General features: G+C 33.7%; 19 protein-coding genes. 2 read left to right on the forward strand and 17 right to left on the reverse strand.

The genetic code is table 11. The features are described 5' to 3' along the window. Nucleotides 1-5 precede the first annotated feature (5 nt). Both BQ7474_RS05930 and BQ7474_RS05935 read left to right on the forward strand, forming a co-directional pair. A complete protein-coding gene (locus BQ7474_RS05930) occupies nucleotides 6-611 on the forward strand; it encodes a regulatory protein RecX (protein ID WP_073998039.1) in 606 nt (201 codons plus the stop codon). Continuing rightward, entirely contained in the window at nucleotides 608-865 is a 258-nt protein-coding gene (locus BQ7474_RS05935; protein WP_073998040.1) for a GIY-YIG nuclease family protein, read from the forward strand. Before BQ7474_RS05930 ends, BQ7474_RS05935 begins: the two co-directional genes overlap by 4 nt. Before the next feature lie 20 nt (nucleotides 866-885). Here BQ7474_RS05935 and BQ7474_RS05940 read toward each other — a convergent pair whose 3' ends face one another. The 17 genes from BQ7474_RS05940 to polA form a co-directional block, all read right to left on the reverse strand. Further along, nucleotides 886-1,512 (reverse strand): P-loop NTPase family protein, encoded by a 627-nt coding sequence (locus BQ7474_RS05940; RefSeq protein WP_073998041.1) that lies wholly within the window; start codon nucleotides 1,510-1,512, stop codon nucleotides 886-888. Then, a complete protein-coding gene (locus BQ7474_RS05945; RefSeq protein WP_073998042.1) occupies nucleotides 1,509-4,976 on the reverse strand; it encodes a penicillin-binding transpeptidase domain-containing protein in 3,468 nt (1,155 codons plus the stop codon). The genes BQ7474_RS05940 and BQ7474_RS05945 overlap by 4 nt, the downstream gene beginning before the upstream one ends. A gap of 13 nt (nucleotides 4,977-4,989) precedes the next feature. Beyond that, nucleotides 4,990-5,478 carry a rod shape-determining protein MreD gene (gene mreD, locus BQ7474_RS05950; protein ID WP_073998043.1) on the reverse strand — a complete coding sequence of 163 codons (489 nt, stop codon included), beginning with the start codon at nucleotides 5,476-5,478 and terminating at the stop codon, nucleotides 4,990-4,992. Then, nucleotides 5,471-6,364 (reverse strand): rod shape-determining protein MreC, encoded by an 894-nt coding sequence (mreC, locus tag BQ7474_RS05955; protein WP_073998044.1) that lies wholly within the window; start codon nucleotides 6,362-6,364, stop codon nucleotides 5,471-5,473. The genes mreD and mreC overlap by 8 nt, the downstream gene beginning before the upstream one ends. 6 nt (nucleotides 6,365-6,370) lie before the next feature. Then, complete coding sequence (gene mreB / locus BQ7474_RS05960) at nucleotides 6,371-7,381, reverse strand: rod shape-determining protein (protein WP_073998045.1); 1,011 nt, start codon at nucleotides 7,379-7,381, stop codon at nucleotides 6,371-6,373. A gap of 13 nt (nucleotides 7,382-7,394) precedes the next feature. Beyond that, entirely contained in the window at nucleotides 7,395-8,075 is a 681-nt protein-coding gene (gene radC, locus BQ7474_RS05965) for a RadC family protein (protein ID WP_073998046.1), read from the reverse strand. After that, a complete protein-coding gene (locus BQ7474_RS05970) occupies nucleotides 8,059-8,589 on the reverse strand; it encodes a Gx transporter family protein (RefSeq protein WP_073998047.1) in 531 nt (176 codons plus the stop codon). Before BQ7474_RS05970 ends, radC begins: the two co-directional genes overlap by 17 nt. After that, entirely contained in the window at nucleotides 8,586-8,966 is a 381-nt protein-coding gene (locus BQ7474_RS05975) for a NusG domain II-containing protein (RefSeq protein WP_073998048.1), read from the reverse strand. The genes BQ7474_RS05970 and BQ7474_RS05975 overlap by 4 nt, the downstream gene beginning before the upstream one ends. A gap of 106 nt (nucleotides 8,967-9,072) precedes the next feature. Next, nucleotides 9,073-9,873, reverse strand: coding sequence for an RnfABCDGE type electron transport complex subunit B (locus tag BQ7474_RS05980; protein WP_073998049.1), 801 nt, complete (start codon nucleotides 9,871-9,873; stop codon nucleotides 9,073-9,075). A gap of 9 nt (nucleotides 9,874-9,882) precedes the next feature. Beyond that, the gene (locus BQ7474_RS05985; RefSeq protein ID WP_073998050.1) at nucleotides 9,883-10,455 is read right to left on the reverse strand and encodes an electron transport complex protein RnfA; all 573 of its coding nucleotides are present in this window, start codon (nucleotides 10,453-10,455) and stop codon (nucleotides 9,883-9,885) included. An 8-nt stretch (nucleotides 10,456-10,463) separates the two neighbouring features. Next, the gene (gene rsxE / locus BQ7474_RS05990; protein WP_073998051.1) at nucleotides 10,464-11,144 is read right to left on the reverse strand and encodes an electron transport complex subunit RsxE; all 681 of its coding nucleotides are present in this window, start codon (nucleotides 11,142-11,144) and stop codon (nucleotides 10,464-10,466) included. A gap of 8 nt (nucleotides 11,145-11,152) precedes the next feature. Next, the gene (locus BQ7474_RS05995) at nucleotides 11,153-11,692 is read right to left on the reverse strand and encodes an RnfABCDGE type electron transport complex subunit G (protein ID WP_073998052.1); all 540 of its coding nucleotides are present in this window, start codon (nucleotides 11,690-11,692) and stop codon (nucleotides 11,153-11,155) included. Further along, the gene (locus tag BQ7474_RS06000) at nucleotides 11,685-12,659 is read right to left on the reverse strand and encodes an RnfABCDGE type electron transport complex subunit D (protein WP_073998053.1); all 975 of its coding nucleotides are present in this window, start codon (nucleotides 12,657-12,659) and stop codon (nucleotides 11,685-11,687) included. Before BQ7474_RS06000 ends, BQ7474_RS05995 begins: the two co-directional genes overlap by 8 nt. Before the next feature lie 10 nt (nucleotides 12,660-12,669). Next, nucleotides 12,670-14,001, reverse strand: coding sequence for an electron transport complex subunit RsxC (gene rsxC / locus BQ7474_RS06005; protein WP_073998054.1), 1,332 nt, complete (start codon nucleotides 13,999-14,001; stop codon nucleotides 12,670-12,672). A gap of 65 nt (nucleotides 14,002-14,066) precedes the next feature. After that, nucleotides 14,067-14,723, reverse strand: a complete 657-nt coding sequence (locus tag BQ7474_RS06010; protein ID WP_073998055.1) for a lytic transglycosylase domain-containing protein — start codon at nucleotides 14,721-14,723, stop codon at nucleotides 14,067-14,069. Then, nucleotides 14,720-15,313, reverse strand: coding sequence for a dephospho-CoA kinase (gene coaE, locus BQ7474_RS06015; protein ID WP_073998056.1), 594 nt, complete (start codon nucleotides 15,311-15,313; stop codon nucleotides 14,720-14,722). Before coaE ends, BQ7474_RS06010 begins: the two co-directional genes overlap by 4 nt. Further along, nucleotides 15,300-17,942 (reverse strand): DNA polymerase I, encoded by a 2,643-nt coding sequence (gene polA / locus BQ7474_RS06020; protein ID WP_073998057.1) that lies wholly within the window; start codon nucleotides 17,940-17,942, stop codon nucleotides 15,300-15,302. Before polA ends, coaE begins: the two co-directional genes overlap by 14 nt. Nucleotides 17,943-18,064: the final 122 nt, after the last annotated feature.

Consider the following 18,064-nt stretch of genomic DNA (forward strand, 5'->3'; position numbering starts at 1 on the left):
AGCATATGATTATTGAAAAAATAGATTATTCAGATAAATACAATCTAATAGTCCTAACCATTGCTGGTGAAGAATTTTCTTTGACTTATGATTTTTTTAATGACTTGAATTTATCTTTAGAAGATGAGGTCGATTTTGATACATATAAAGAAATTTTAAAAGAAAATCAATACAATATGGCCAAAAATTTTGCACTAGCAAAAATATCCTATAGTCAAAAAACTTCTTTTGAGCTTATTAAGTTATTAAGAGATAATGATTATGATGAAGATGCTATTAGTAAGACTATAGAATTTTTAGAATCTTACAATTTGATAGATGACAGTGCATATGTAAAATCTTTTATCAATGATAAAAATAATATTTCAAAATGGTCAAAAAATAAAATTCGCTATGCCCTAAGGTCAAGGAAAATCGATAATCATCTTATAGAAACTTATATATCGGATATATCTGATGACGAAGAATACCAAAAAGCCTATGATTTTGCAATTAAAAAATCACGTGGCAAGAATGACTATTATACTAAAGAAAAAGTTTATAGGTACCTTGCTTCAAAGGCTTTTGATTACGATATTATTTCAAGGGTCATAGGAGAAATTTTCATATGACTTATGGATATGTTTATATCTTAAGATGTAAAGACGATTCTTTATACACTGGTTGGTGCATAGATCTTGAAAAAAGGCTAGCTCTTCATAATTCTGGTAAGGGTGCCAAGTACACCAGATCAAAAAGGCCATGTAAGCTTGTTTATTATGAGGAGATTAGTAATAAGTCTGAGGCTTTAAAAAGGGAAATAGCTATAAAAAAATTAACAAAATCAAAAAAAGAGGACTTGGTTCGAAGTTTTAATAAATCATAACTTCAAACAAGTCCTTTTTATTATTTTCTAAAGCTCATTTTTAATTTTTCAAAAAATCCTAATTTTGCTATTGCAACGGCATTGCCATTAATTAAATTTTCTATAACATCCTTGAAATACTGTCCATTTTTTACTGTTCCTAAAAACCTAGCAGATTTTGCATCTATAGCTTGCTTATCATTTCTGATATCATAATCATCACTTGCTTTGTTTATAAAAAATGTATCAGCAGTAAATGTACTATTTACTTGATTTTGGTTTATTATTTCTACAGTCGTTTTTTCATTTAGAAAGTCTGGATTTACTTCATCTAAGATTACATAATCATATGAGATTTCGGATAAAAGTTTATTTAAATCCTCTCTTGTTAAATCATATTTATCTTCCAAAAGCGGGCTTATTATAAAGTCTAGATTATCAGTTTCATGGACTATAATTTTATCTAGAGTTGCCAAAGAAGAGAAATAATCAGCTAAATCATAGGTAATCATCCCATCTTTCTGAAAGAAATCTTCAATATTAGAATTAGCATTTCTTTTGGCCTGAACTAATAACACCTTGCCGTTTTTTTGTAGGTATTCGGCAAGATTTACTGCAAAATCAGTTTTACCTATTCCATTTTCACCTTTTATAACGTATGCTTTCATATCCCCCCCTTATTATCATCAAGATTTTCCATATTTTGGTTGTTGCCATTAATCTCGTTTGTAATATCGGTAATATTATTATCTAAGTTTTCAATCAAATTCCCGCCTTGGTCTGGGACGTTATCGCCAAACTGAGCAGTATCTACATTATCTGTGCTTTCATTTTGATTTGATGAGTAAACATTCAAATCAAAATATTTGGCCACTATATCTCTCATTATAGGAGATACATTGTAAGAAGTATCACCTTGGGTTAGAATGATACTTATTGCTATTTCTGGATCATCATATGGTGCAAATCCTACCATCCATGCATAGGAATCATATCCTACACCATCAGCGTTTTTACCCTCTACTTCTGCAGTACCAGTCTTGATACCTATTTCTACTGGAAGTTCACTTAGTATCTTGTTGTTTTGTGCTACAAGTAAGGCTCCATATTTGATATCTTCTAGGTATTTTCTATCTTTTAATTCTATCCTTGTTCCCTCAGTGACATTATCAAATAAAACATCTCCTGAATCGTGATTAGTTACCTTATCTACAAGGGTGAATTTATTTAGATATCCTCCGTTTGTAAGCGTAGCTATGGCCCTATTCATTTGAAGTGGAGTATAGGCATTCTGACCTTGGCCTATAACGATATTTAACATATCTGTTATGTCCCACTCAGCTTGATTTAGGTAGGTGTATTTGATTGTATCGGCAAGTCCTGCTCTCTCCCCTTCAAGGATAAGTTCAGGGTCGTAGCCTCTTTCATCTAGGAACTCTATAATCTTATTTCGATTCCATTCTTTTGGAGCATCTGTGAAGTTTACTATGTCTAGAACATCATTTTCAAATTCGCTTCTTGATTTTTTGACTTCATCTTTTAGGTGAAGAGGAAGATTTTCATCAAGATATGATTTTAGCATGGTCCTTGTTATCTGAATTTTCTTATCAATTGATGGAATATTTCCAGAAGATTCTTTTGGTATATTTATTTCTACACCTGTTACTTGGTCTAGACCAAGTTTTTCCGCCGCAATTCTAATATCATTTAGTTCAAGCTTGGTTCCTATTGACTTACCATCTCTAGGGTTTTCACCTAGGGCTAGAACGTAGAAATAGAAGTTATTAGAATCTCTTATGGCTCCATACAAGTTTTCCTCACCTTGGGTGATTCCATATTCTGTCCATGCAAGGTTGTTAAATCGTCTGTTTCCAATTTCTATATATCCATAGTCAGTGATTACCGCTTGAGGATCTAGGCCATTTTCCAAGGCGGCAAGAGCTGTTACAAGTTTGAAGGTGGACCCTGGAACAACCGCACTTTGACTTGCAATATTAAGCATAGGTCTTGGTACTAGTGGTCCACTATCTTCTGGGACTTGTAAGCTTTCCCAATCCGATTGGGAAATACCCGTTGAAAATAGGTTTGGATCGTAATCTGGCAAACTTGCCATAGCCAAAACTTCACCAGTTTTGACATTAGATACTACTACTGCCCCACTTTGGGCATATGCTGCTCGCCTTAGTGGTCTAAATACTCCATATTCTGATTGGTAGTCTGTTCCTTCTCTAATAGCCTTTAAAACTCCTGCAAGAGACTTTTCGGCTTGTTGTTGAAGATCAGCATCAATGGATAAGTATAGGTCATCACCTGGTTCGGATGGTGATTGGGATATGGTTTGTTTTCTATTGCCTGCTGAGTCAACAGTCACTAGGCTCTTGCCATTTTTGCCCTTTAGGTTATCTTGATAGGACTCTTCTATACCAGTTTTGCCTATGATTTCATCTCTCAAATAGTCTCTTTTTTTGACATATTTGTCCATTTCTTCTTCTGTTGCAATTGGTCCCATGTAGCCTAAGATATGACTTGCTAGGTATCTATTTGGATATGACCTTATTGGAATAGTATTTACATCTATGCCAGATGTTGCTTTGATATTTTCTTCGATCTTTAATACGGTTGATTCGTCGATATTATATACCAAGCTTATAGGCCTATAGCCAAAGTTTCCTTGTCTGTTAACTTGGTTGTCAATAGTAAGGACACCTACAGCTTCTAGATCTGAGAATTTTTCCAAACCATTGATCTTCTTAAGATAATTTAGTATTTCTTTGGGATCTTTTTCTTTGTTCAAAACTTCAACAATTTTTTTTCTAGAATTAACTTTATCTTTTGCTGCATAATAAGTGTAGAAATTATCTTTTTCTATATTAAAGGTATAATCCCAATCTTTAGGGTCATCTTCACTTACATCTATGTTTGGATAAATATTTTTTCTTGTATTGGCATTTTGAGCCATATATTTTATATCTTCTGATAGTATGAGTGGTTTTAATAGTCCATGTTCATCTGCAAGCCTTGCCAGTTCATCTACTGGGGAACCAGCTTGTGCATTTCTAAATTTAACATTTACCGTATAGAGATTCCTATCATCTTCCGTTTCTGTTATAACCTCAGTATCAAAGTTTGCATAAATACCCTTATTTTCTAGCTCTTGGATTAGGATATCTGCAGGTATTACATAAGCCCCGTCGTCTTTTACTATAGCTTGGGTCAAAACGTCCTTGATTGTAGAGGATTTTACTATCTCATAGAAATCGTCACTAGGAGATGTTTTAAGGTTAATCTCAGGATAAGCTTTGGAAAGTTTTGCCTTTTTTTCAATTAACTCCTCATCAGCTTTTATAGCATAATCTTTTAGGGTCAAACTACCTAATAGGTCTCTTTCCTTTAATATATTATAGGCAAGAATTCTCGCATTTGAGTTTTCAAGTATGGATAATAAAACAGATTTGTCATTGCCAACAGCTCTTACTACTACATCTATAGGGTTTTCATCTATAGAATAACCAGAAGCCTTTAATTTTTCTTCAGAATTTTCCTTAAAAGTAACTTCTAAGTTTCCCTCTTTTTGGCTTACGTGAACTGGTATATCAATACCACGTTTTTTTAAGGCTAAAAGGGCTGTCTTTATTGTTTCATATTCTATATTCTCATCCTTAAGTGTGGATGTTAGAAATTCGTAGATTAAATCGTTGTCGATAAGAGTTGATACAACAAGTTCATTAGGCATTTGCCCTAAGATAAAATAGTCTTCATTTCTCTTGTAGGCAAAAGAATTTAGCTTTATCGCAAAGCCATCAGTGTAGTTTACTCCATCTTCTTCTAGGATATCTACTAGCTTTGATAGGCTATCAATCCTATCTTCATCATCAAGCTTTAGTAGCTGGTCCTTGTAAATCTGTACAGCAAAAGCAGGTACACTTGTTGCTAAAACTTTGCCATTTCTATCATAGATATTTCCACGGCTAGCAATCTCGTCTACCTCTTTTACTTTTCTATTATCTGATAAGTCTCTGTAATAATCTCCTTGGCTAATCATAACTGTGTATAGCCTTGCTACAATAGCTATTAGGGCGATTACTACTAGGACTTCGATAAGTATTAATCGTCTTTCTTTTTGTTTTCTCACTTAAAGACCACCCCTACATCCTATATGTTGGTAAATACATAACTTTTTTTACTAGATTTATATAAATTAAGTAAATCAATGAATTTAGTAAGGCTTCAACAAGCAATGGTATTGGTAAATATGTAGCCAATGTAGTTTTGCTCGTAAAGATATAGTAAATCAAATTAATCAAAAAGAAATTAAATATACTAGCAAAAAATGTTGATATGGCTCCACTTGGCTTATCTTTACTAATATTCATAAGATTACTTGAAACAAAAGATCCTATCAAAAAATATGACAAGGCTCTCACACCAATAAAGCTAGTAAATAAAAAGTCTTCAACAAGGCCAATAATCAAAGCACCAAATCCACCGACCTTATATCCTAATATTTGAGATATTGCTACTATAGCTGGGATAATGATGTTGATATTTGCACCAAATATATTTATCTTAGAAAAAATGGTGGTTTGTATGATAAATGATATAAGTAAAATCAAAAATGTTTTAAATTTATTCATTTATTCCTCCATCTTCTTTATCTTCTGTATTCGCTTGGTCAGATTTATATTCGTTGTTGCCACTTAATACCAAAACCCTATATAGGTGGTTAAAGTCTACTGGTGAATCTATGGTTATATTTTTCCTAAGTGAATCTTGACTCATTGAAACATTTGAAATTGTCCCAATGTAGATGCCATATGGATAGACTCCTCCTAAACCTGATGTCAAAAGTACATCTGAGTTTTTAGCTCCGCTATCAACATCTAGCATATAACCTTGGATAGTTTTTGATGTAAACTTATCTATAACTCCATAGTCATTGCTTCTAGCATTGATAAATGAAACGTCATTTGCTTCATTATTTATAGTTACTACTCTTGATGTATTTTCAAAGACTTCAGTAACCTTGCCAACAAGGCCTGTATAATAGTCACTTTCTCCTATAGCTTGAAGGATAATATCATTCTTTTTGACTCCATCTTTTTTGCCCTTATCGATGGTAAAATTGGATGTCATTGAGTTTAAGTCTGTATTTACAACACTTGCCTTCAAGTATTGATTACCAGAAGAACTTATTGCGTCTCTTTCTTCTTTTAGGAATTCTTCCTTGTTTATAATGGTATTTAGCCTAGCATTTTCTATTTCAAGGGCCTTATTTTCTGCTTCTAACTTTTCAACTTGGCTTCTAGTTTCTCTTGATCCAACAGTCCTTTCAACTTGGCCCATAATCTCTGACGATATGGAATAAGTTACTTTTTCTATTGGCTTGAAGATTGTATTTGCCAAGTTTGACCCAGCACCAGATATGGTATCGTTTTGGGATGAAATCATTATTAGCAAAACTAATATACCTATAGTTATTAAAAAAGATTTGTTGTTTTTCTTTACTCTTTTATAGACCATTTTTACCTACTTACGATATTTCAAAAATCTATCAGGTTCTTCTAGGATTTTTCCTGCTCCAAGTATTGCATCAGAACCAGGATTTTCCGATATGTAAGAAGAAATCTTAAGCTTGGCTTCTATATATTCTCTGATTCCCTTAAGATTTGCAAAGCCACCAGACAAATAGAATCCATCTCTTCTAATATCTCCTGTTAGCTCTGGCGGAGTCTTTTCTAAAACTTCATAGATCATATTCATTACTTCATCAGCATAAGAAATCACAGCCTCAACTAGGTCACGACTTTTTGCTTCTACTGTCTTTGGGCTTGCTGAAATCATATCCCTGCCATCAACATCCATTGACAAATCTCCATCTTTGATTCTAAGACTTAGGATATTATTTTTGATATTTTCAGCAGTATTTTTTCCAATATCTAACTTCTTATTTTTCTTAAACAAATCAATAATGGCCTCATCTATATAGTCTCCTCCCTTTTTAAGAGAAGCATTGGTCACTATGCCATTTAAGGAAAGGACAGATACTTCTGTAGTACCAGCTCCCATACTAACCATAAGTATGGCTCTAGGATCGTCTGGAGATAGGCCCATGCCAAAGGCTTGAGCTAAGGTTTGTGGGGCTAAAATTATTTCCCTACTACCAGCATGCAAGGCTGCATCTTCTATAGCTCTAGTCTCTATATCAGTAATCCCATCTGGTATTGAAATAACAACCTTTGGTTGGATAAGGCTCATTCCAGGATTGATTTTATCAAAAAAATAATTTAACATAGCTTCAGTTAAGTTAAAATCAGTTATAACACCATTAACTATTGGTTTTACAACATGAATATTAGATGGAGTTTTACCAAGCATTTCCTTAGCTTCGTTTCCTACAGCCAAAACTTTTGTAGAGTTCTCATCTAATACCATCAAGGAAGGCTCAGTTAAAACCAAACCTTCATTTTTTTTGTATACTGAAACATTGCTTGTTCCTAAATCAATTGCAAAATCATTTGCAATCATCCTAAATTTCATTTATTATTTGCTCCTATATGTCATTCTCTTTTTTAAAACTATAATAATCATTTTCTCCTATTATTATATGGTCAAGAACATTAATATCTAATAAATTGCCAGCATCTACAAGTCTTCTGGTAATATTGTAATCTTCTTCCGAAGGCCTTGGATTTCCACTTGGATGGTTGTGGGCAAAAATTATAGATTTTGCAGATTTTTTGATAGCTGGTCTAAATGCTTCCCTTGGGTGGACAAGAGATGCATCCAAGGTCCCCTTAGTTATTAGTTCTTTAGATATTATAACATTTTTTGTATCAAGAAGGATAGCATAAAAGAACTCATTTTTCTTATCAGCTAGCTCTTCTTTAAGAAAATTGTATATATCTTCGCTTTTTTCTATCTTTGTTATAGATCTTTGATTGACTCTTTTGGCTATTCTCTTGCCAAATTTTAAGGATGCGACAATTTTGCTGGCCTTGGCAGATTTTATTCCATTTATCTTAGTAAGTTCATTTACCTCTATGTCGTATAGTTCCTGGTAGGAAAAATTTGCTAGTATTTCTCTTGCTAGTTCTATGGCGTTTTTTTCTTTAGTTCCAGTAGATAATATTATGGCCAAGAGTTCTTCATCACTTAGCGAATCTGAACTTTCTTTGATTAACTTTTCCCTCGGCCTGTCAGATAAATCAAAATCTTTAATTGTCTTTCTCATTATTTATGTCTCCAAGATTTAATTTCTTCATATGGCTAGTCACGTAATTTACGCTTAGTCCAACAAAAAAGCTTGTGAAAACCCCCATTATTACAAGGGCTGGAAAATATATAATCATCTTTACATTGCCCATAAATACCATAGCAACTAGTATCTGTCCAAGGTTGTGGAAAAATGCACCAATCTCACTTATACCTATAAAACTTGCAACTTTTGATAGGTATTTTAGAGAGATTGCCATAGCTATGGCTGATAAGATTGCTCCTGCTAAAGAATAGAAGAAGGCAGAAACTGATCCTGTTATTAGCATCAAAAGAAAGGATTTTAAAACCCCTACTATTAGTGCTGATTTAAAACCGTACATATATAGGGTGATTAAAATAATCATATTTGAAAAACCTAGCTTAGCCCCCGGTATTGGAACTGGCAGTGGAATCATATGCTCAAGCAAAGATATAGCTAGAGCCATAGCTGTAAGCAAGGCTATATTTGTTACATTTCTTATATCTTTCATCGGTTTACCCTATCTATACTATCGTCTTCTTTTGACTTATCTATTACTTCTACATAAACTCTATTTGGCAAGCATATGATTGTTTCACCATCAACATTAATCTCCCTCATATGAACGCAAATTTGATCCCTACAATTTGCTTCTTTCATAAAGGCCTTGCCATCTTTGATGATAACCTTGTTATACTTACCATCACCATCTAGCACTATCTCTTTATCAACATCAAGCGGGTATTCTCCCACAAGTTTTGAATTCTGTTCTATCCTAATATACTGGCCTTTTTCCTTGCTATTAAAGCTTTGAAAATACATAGCCAATAAGAAACTTAATATTAATAATCCTAGGGATATAAAAATATCTCCTTTTTTAATTTTCATATAAATACCTCATTATATGAGTTTACATTTTATATAATTTAATGTCAATTTTAAGTCCTATACGAAGGCAAAAAAATAAACCGGATAACCGGCTTATTTTTGCTAATTAATTAAAAACTTCAATACATTTGTTTGGACACTTTTCTGCTGCTGCTTTTAATAATTCTATGTCCAAATCTGGATTGATATTTTCTACTGATAAGTTTTTCTTCATTTCAAAAGCTTCAGGATAAGTTTTGGCGCAAAGTGTACAAGCAATACATGCTTTGTCACATTTTTTCCTAGCGTCCTTACCTTTTTCTTGGTTTGAACATAAAACTACAGCTTTTTGATCATATGGTACAAGGGTTATGATGTCTTTTGGGCATGCTTTCACACACTTACCACATGCTACACATTTATCACGGTCTACTTTGGCAACTCCATTATGTACATGGATTGCATCAAATGGACATACATTTTCACAAGTTCCACAACCAAGGCAGCCAAAGTTACATTCTTTTTTACCACCAAATAAAGCTATTTGAGCTCTACAATCGGTAAGTCCAGAATATTCAAACATATCTTTTGCACTGTCGCAGTCACCATTACATTTTACAACGGCAACTTGTCTGTTGTCACTTCCTGTAGCTTCCACTCCCATTGCACTTGCTACCAAGCTTGTTGTGGAAGGTCCACCTATTACACAGGCATTTACAGGAGCTTCACCTTTTGCTATAGCTGCTGCACATCCATCACATCCTGGATAACCACAGGCACCACAGTTGGCACCTGGTAAGGCATTTCTTACGGCTTCTTCTGTAACAGAAGTTTCTACTTTAAATTTTGTACTTATCAGTCCAAGAGCAGTAGCAAATAAAAATCCTAAGCCCCCTAGAACTACAACTGGTAATAATATCTCATTCATAAATGACTCCTATAATCCTGCAAAGCCCATAAATGCTATTGACATAAGTCCTAGAGTAATAAGACTCATTGGCGCACCCTTAAAGGCTTCTGGAGTATCATTTTCGGCAATTCTTTCTCTTATGTATGATAGAATCATCATGGCTAGCATAAATCCTAATGATGCTGCTAGGGCATAAACAATAGTTTGAAGCAAATCATATTGGTTTGTAATTGTTTTTATAGCTACGCCTAGTACTACACAGTTAGTTGTAATAAGCGGTAAGAACACACCCAACGCTCCATATAAGCTAGGCATATTTTTCTTCATTACAGCCTCTACTGATTGTACTAAAGATGCTATAACTAAGATAAATACTACAGTTTGTAGATACTCAATATTTAGTGGTTCTAGTAAGTAATATTGGATAAACCAAGTTACTATAGAAGCTAAAGTTATTACAAATATTACAGCAAAACTCATACCACGAGCTGTTTCAACTTTACCGGTTACCCCTAAAGTAGGACAAATTCCTAAGAATTGTCCCAATACATAGTTTGATACAAATATTGCACCAATTATTATTGATATTAAATCTGACATATACACTCCTATTTAGCTAAAGCAGCTTTACGTTCTTTTTTGTTAGTATAAGCTGCATATGCTGCAAATAATATACCTAGTACTATAAATGATGATGCTGGTTGTTGCAAGAATCCAATTGTGTAATCTGATGGAATAATAGTTTTTCCTAAAACTGTTCCTGCTCCTAATAATTCTCTAAAAAACGCTAGCACAGATATTGCTAATGTATATCCCAATCCTTGACCTAATCCATCAACAATAGATGCTACAGGACCATTTTTTGAAGCAAATCCTTCTGCACGAGCAAGGATTACACAGTTTACTACAATTAGTGGAACAAATATACCTAAAGACTTATATAAAGAAGGTACATATGCCCTAAGTACTAACTGAACTATAGTTACAAAGCCTGCAATAATTACGATAAATGATGGAATTCTAATTTCATCTTTTATAAAGTTTCTAAGTAAAGATACTACAAGATTACTCATCACTAATACAAATATAACTGATAATCCCATACCAATAGCATTTTGTAAAGTTGATGAAACCCCTAGTACTGAACACATTCCAACTAATTGGACAAATACTGGATTATTTTTAAATATACCATCGGAAAATACCTTACCTAGGTTTACTTTCTGTTTTCTTTTACTATCTACCTTTGTATTTTCGTCTACAAGAGGTCTGTCTATTTGTTGTTCCATAATAACTCCTACTCTAGACTAGCTAGTACTTCCCTAGCATCGTTAATTCCTTTTACAATAGTTTGAGTTGAATATGTTGCTCCAGAAATACCTACTATTTCATTTTCACCACCAGCTTCTGAATAGCCAACTTCATTATCCATATTTACTCCAACCATTCCCTCTTTAAAGAAATCTTGTTCCATTTCAGCACCAAATCCTGGTGACTCTGAGTGGGCTAATGGAGCAAATCCTGTTATATTATGGTCTGGATCAACACCGATTAGATATTCGATATCCCCTCCATAACCACCAGGAGAATTGATTTGGAATACATATCCTTCCCCATCAGCTGTAATGGCTTTATAAACATTTTCTACTGTTTCTGGTTTATCCACTTCTAATTCTTCATATGAATCTGCAGGATACACTACAGATAGAGATTTTTTTAATTCTTGTGCTTGATTTTCTGCAACTACTGGAGCTGTCAGACTATTTGTAAATGCAAGAGCTAGTGCTACTACTGCTGTTATAACAAATAATCTTAAACCTAATTTTAAATTATTCATTTGCTACTCCTTTTTGTTTGCTATAATCCACACCAAATACCTTTGGCATAGTATATTTTTCAATTATTGGTACTACAAGGTTTGCAAGTAAGATTGAATAGCTTACCCCTTCTGGATATCCACCAAAGGCTCTAATAACAGCTGTGATAAGTCCTGCTAGTGCTGCATATATTATTTGTCCCTTTGGAGTAACAGGGCTTGTAGTGTAGTCAGTTAACATGAAAAATCCACCAAGTAATAGACCACCAGATAAAATATCTTTTAAAATATTATCAAATCCTGTAAATAGTCCGGATAAAATTGTAGCGGTTGCTATGTAAATAAGTGGCATTTTGAAGCTTACTACTCTTCTTATTAATAGGTAAATAAAACCTATAATTAGTGCAAGTGCTGATACCTCACCAAGTGACCCTGGTATATTTCCTAAAAATAAGTCCATAAGAGAATATGCATTTGGATCAGAAAGTGGTGTTGCAGCAGATACTGATGCAATGTCACTAACGTGTTTTAGTGTTGCTACTCTTTGTGGTGGAACGAAATTGCTCATATTGCTTGACCATGAAGCTAGCAAAAATGCTCTAGCTGCTAGAGCTGGGTTTACAATGTTTTGTCCAAGTCCACCAAAGGCCATTTTAACTACAACAATTGCAAATATTGCGCCGATTACTATTTGCCAAACTGGTAGAGTAAATGGAACGTTGTAGGCAAGCAAAATCCCTGTTACAACTGCTGATAGGTCATGTATTGTGTTTTCTTTCCTTCTTGCTTTGTTAAATATAGTTTCTGCTAATACGCAAGTTAAAACTGAAGCTAGAATCAATACTAAGGACCTATATCCAAAGTAATAAAATGCTGCAATTCCCGCTGGAATAAGGGCAATTATTACATCTAGCATTTCTTTTCTAACATTTCGATTACTTCTCACATGTGGAGAAGATGTAACTAATAGTTTTTTTGTATCTTCCATATATCTCCTCCTATTTACCTGCTTGTCTTATTTGTCTCTTACCAAATCTAATTGCTTCTACAAGAGGTCTCTTTGATGGGCAAATATAAGAACATGATCCACATTCTATGCAATCCATAATTCTTAGTTCTTCTGCCTTGTCAAATTTCTCTTTTAGTGAATACTTATGAATATATAGAGGTAGTAGGTTTACTGGACATACTTCTACACATCTTGAACATCTGATACATGGTTCTGTAACTGGTGGAATTGCTTCCTCTGTTGTTTGAACTAGTATACAGTTAGTTGCTTTTTCTATTGGTAAGTCTGTCTTTGGTTGGGCAATACCCATCATTGGTCCACCATTTATAAGTTTTCCAATTTCTCCCTTGCTACCACCTGCCGCTTCTAGGGCAAAATCAAATGGAGTACCAATTTTAACAAGCATATTTGTAGGATTAGCAACATTGTGACCTGTAACTGTCATAACTCTTTCAATTAGAGGCTTGTCATAATAAATAGCTTCGTAAACTGCATTAACAGTTGATACGTTAGAAACTATTACTCCTGCATCCATTGGAAGACCACCTGATGGAACTACTCTATTTAGAGTTGCATCAATTAATCTCTTTTCGTCACCTTGAGGGTATTTTGTAGCAAGTTTTACTACTTTTAATTTTGGCATATTAGTTGCATTATTTGCATAATCCTTAAGATAATCTGCTATAACTTCATAAGCCTTTGCCTTATTATCTTCAATTGCTATGATTCCCTCTTTAGCTCCAGCCGCTGTTACTAAGAGCTCTAGACCTTTTACTATTGCTTCTGGTCTATTTTTTAATATGTAATCATCACAGGTAACATATGGTTCGCATTCTGCACCATTTACTATAACTGTGTCTACAGCTTTTGCCGGTGTGTATTTGATATGTGTTGGGAATGCTGCTCCACCCATGCCAACTATTCCAGCTTCTTTTATCTTAGCTACTATTTCTTCTTTTTGTAAGCTAATATTCTCATTTAATATGTACTCTTTTTCTTGATCATATCCCTCAGTATCAATCACTACTGCTTGTGAATTTTTACCTGAGGCAGTTTGGATATCGATGATATCGCTTACAACACCTGCTACTGATGAGTGGATATTTGCTGAGAAATTACCAACAGCCTGGCCGATTAAATCGCCAATTGCCACTTCATCTTTTTTGTTAACCAAACATTTGCTTGGGGCACCTATGTGTTGAGTCAATGGAATTACCACAGTTTTTGGCACTTCTAGTTTTAATAAATCACTATTTTCAGATAGTTCTTTAAACTCATCTATATGTACACCCTTTTTAAATGTTAAAACATCTTGGGCCATAAAAATCTCCTTTTTATTTTCTTTCATTAACTATTATAAATTAGTTTTAACTATTGAGCAACTAATTAGGCAATATCATCTATAATATTGCCCAAAAAAACCATAAAATTATTGTAAGCTAGCTGCCCTAAATCTGACAATTCTAAATTTGATGGAAGTCCATCTTTGTAAAAAGTCTTGTAAACTTCATAATTTGCCATAACTTTTGTCACATATTGTCTAGTTTCATCGAAAGGTATCTTTGAGATATCTGGATTTTCTTTATCAAGAATTCCTTGATCTATCCATTTGTCGACATTTCCTACCCCACCATTGTAGGCTGCAAGGGCTAATTCCTTATTGTTGTAATAATTATATAGGAAGTTGTAATAGCCAACACCAAGTTTTAAGTTATAATCAATGTCATTTAGCTTATCTGGATAGTAGTCTTCTCCTATCACTTCTGCTGAGTGTTTGGCAGTTTCATCTAATAACTGCATCAAACCCTTGGCTCCTTGGTGGCTTTGTGCATCATTATCAAAATCTGACTCAACTTTTATAATAGAAGCTGTCAGCAATGGATCGACATTGTATTTATTTGAATACTCATTTATCTGATCTTGGTAATTTATCTGAGTCCTAGATGTTTGGTAAGCAATTACCCCATAGCTTATTGCCACTAGGGTAAGGATTGTCAGAAGAATAAATCCTAAGACTTTTCCTATAAATTTTAAAACTTTCATAATAAATCCTTTTTTTCCAAAACAATTTTTAATTCTTTAATCAAATCTGCTACAGAACCGCTGTTGTCAAAAACTACATCGCTTTGCTCTTGCATTTGAATTTGCTCTTTTTGTTTTTCTATCTTTTCTTTGGCATAGGATGAATCTATATTATCTCGATCCATCAGTCTTTCTACTTGGGTATCATGTTTTGCAGTAACAAGCCAAACTTCATCACAAGCAAATTTCTCTTTCATTTGAAAATATAGAGGAATTTCTACAAATACCACTTTTTCATCCAGGCTATCAATAGCTTTTTCTAGCTCGTTAATAATGTTTTTGTGAGTTAATTGATTTAATTCCAATAATTTATCTTCATCAGAAAAAATAATTTTTGCTAATTTTTTCTTATCTAAATTCTCACCAATAAATGCATCATCAAAAGAAGGTGAGTTTTTGATAGCTTGATAATTCCTACCACCAACTTCTAGTAATTTCCTATTGATTTCATCAGCGGATAGGACTGTAAAACCCAAATCGGTTAATAAGCTTGATAAGGTAGACTTGCCAGAGGCTATAGTTCCTGTGATTACTATTTTACTTGGATTCATACATACTTTCTCCAGTATCTATATCAACTAAAAGTGGTACAGAAAGTTTTGCCGCTGATTCCATTGACTCTCGTAATATTTCTATAGCTTGGTCTTTATCATCAAGACTTGATTCAAGAATAATCTCATCATGAATTTGTAGGATAATTCTAGCATCAAGACCAGATTTTTTGAGATTCTCGTAAGTTTTGATCATGGCTATTTTTATGATATCTGCTGCTGTCCCTTGGATTGGAGTATTTAAGGCAACCCTCTCTCCAAAGCTTCTTACATTGAAGTTTCTTGACGAAATCTCCGGTATATACCTTCTCCTGTGAAATAGGGTTTCAGTATAGCCCTCTTCTCTTGCTTCCTTGATGATATTTTCCATATATTTTTTGATATTTGGATAACTCGCCTTGTAGTTTTCTATATAATCTTTGGCTACTTTTCTAGGAATATTTAAGTTTTGGGAAAGACCGTAGTCACTTATGCCATAAATTATCCCAAAGTTTACAGCCTTGGCATTGTATCTTTGAACTTTAGTAACCTCATCAAGCGGCGTATCAAAAACTTCTGACGCTGTCTTTGTGTGTATATCTACTCCATTTATGAAGGCATCTATCATATTTTGATCTTCTGATAGGGAGGCTAGAATCCTAAGCTCGATTTGCGAATAGTCAGCATCTATCAAAATCATTCCTGGACTTGCCTTGAAGGCCTTTCTAATTTTTCTGCCCTCTTCAGTCCTTATAGGTAGATTTTGAAGATTTGGCTCAGTTGATGAAAGTCTGCCAGTCGATGCAATATTTTGCCTAAAAGTAGATCTTATCCTGCCATCTTCATCTATAGAGTTTTCAAGGCCTTCGATATAGGTTGAACGAAGTTTGTACATTTCCCTATATTGTTCGATTTTTGGGATTATTTGGTGCTTATCCCTAAGTTTCTCTAGCACTGATGCATCAGTAGAAAATCCTGTTTTAGTTTTCTTGATAACAGGTAAGTCCAAATCAGTAAACAATACTTCTCCTAGCTGCTTGGTAGAATTTATATTAAATTCAGAGCCTGCTAGTTCATATATCTCCGTGGTAAGCTTATCGATAATTTCATCTATTTCAGCTTTTAAAGCTTCTAAGACCTCTCTATCTGTCACAAATCCAGCAATTTCCATCTCTGATAAAACCTTGGATAATTTAATTTCTATATCCTCATAAAGGTCATACATTTGATAATCTTTAAGTTCATCAATCAGCTTATTCTTAGTATTTTCCAATGTGTATAGGACAGATCCTAGGTAGTTATTCAAAGCGTCCTGGTCGATATCCCCATATGATTTGGTTTTTGCTCCCTTTCCTATGAGATCAACCGTACTTATAACTTCGTAATCAGAATAAGCTTGGCTTAAGGTTTTTACATCATAAGATGACCTAGAAGGATCTATCAGATAATGCATGAGCATTAGGTCATGGTAAGGTAATTCCATATTTATGCCGATTTTGTCAAGCAAAACTATATCTTCTTTGATATCAAATGAATTTTTTATTATCTCTCCATCTGCAAATATTTCTCTAAAAGCATCAACAAAATCTTTATCTGGATCTACAATAAATGTTTTGGAATCTTTTGTCTTTATAGCAATCTTATAAATATTTGAGTGGATGTAGTTATCCCCATCATATATGGACTTAAAAGTAAATTCTTTGGCACTTTCTATCTTATCAACTAAAGCTTTTAAGTCATTTGTAGTATCTATGTCAAAAGATTTTTCTTCTACTTGTGTGTCAGTATTTTTATCTAAGTTCTCGATAAATTTATTAAAGTTATACTTAGAAAATTTTTCTCTTAGATTTTTCTCATCAACTTGACCTAATTTCAAAGCATCTAATTCAATATCAACCGGAGCATTTGTAACTATGGTTCCGATTTTCTTGCTCATATAGGCAATATGCTCACTGTCGATTAGGTTTTGCTTAGTCTTTTTGCCAGAAATTTCATCTATATGTTCGTAAAGACCCTCTATTGACCCATAGTCTTTTATAAATCCTATAGCTTTTTTAGGACCGATTCCATCAACGCCTGGTATATTATCTGACTTATCTCCCTCAAGTCCCTTAACATCTATAAGTTGTTTTGGACTTAGACCAAATTCTTCTTTAATGGTAAATACATTGTATTCGACCATATCTGAAATACCCTTTTTAGTGAGGTAAACAGTAATATTATCATCAACCAATTGTAGATAGTCCCTATCTCCAGTTATTATTACAACTTCATAGCCTGCTTCTTGACCCACCTTAGCATAGGTACCGACTATATCATCAGCTTCGTAACCATCAAGGTCAGTATATTGTACCCCCATTGAATCAAGGATATCTTTTAGAATTCCAAATTGATAAGAAAGTTCTGATGGCATCTTATCTCTAGTCGCCTTGTAATCTTTAAATTCGTCATGACGGAAAGTTTTCCCAGATCTGTCAAAAGCAACAAGTACTGAATCTGGTTTATAAGTATCAAAGGCATTTTGGTACATGGTCAAAAATCCATAGACACCATTAGTCATGACCCCATCATTATTTGTAAGATTGGGCAGAGCAAAAAAAGCCCTAAATATTAAACTTGATCCATCAATTAACATTAGTGTTTTTGTCATAAGAACTCCTTAGTAATAGTATAACTCATATGGTTGATATTTTAAAGATTGCATTAAAAAAAGCCCATAATCTACTGATTATGAGCTTAGTTTTTTTGTTTTGCACTCCATTATCCGGACGG

It is taken from the genome of Anaerococcus urinomassiliensis (assembly GCF_900128425.1).
GTDB classification, from domain to species: domain Bacteria; phylum Bacillota; class Clostridia; order Tissierellales; family Peptoniphilaceae; genus Anaerococcus; species Anaerococcus urinomassiliensis.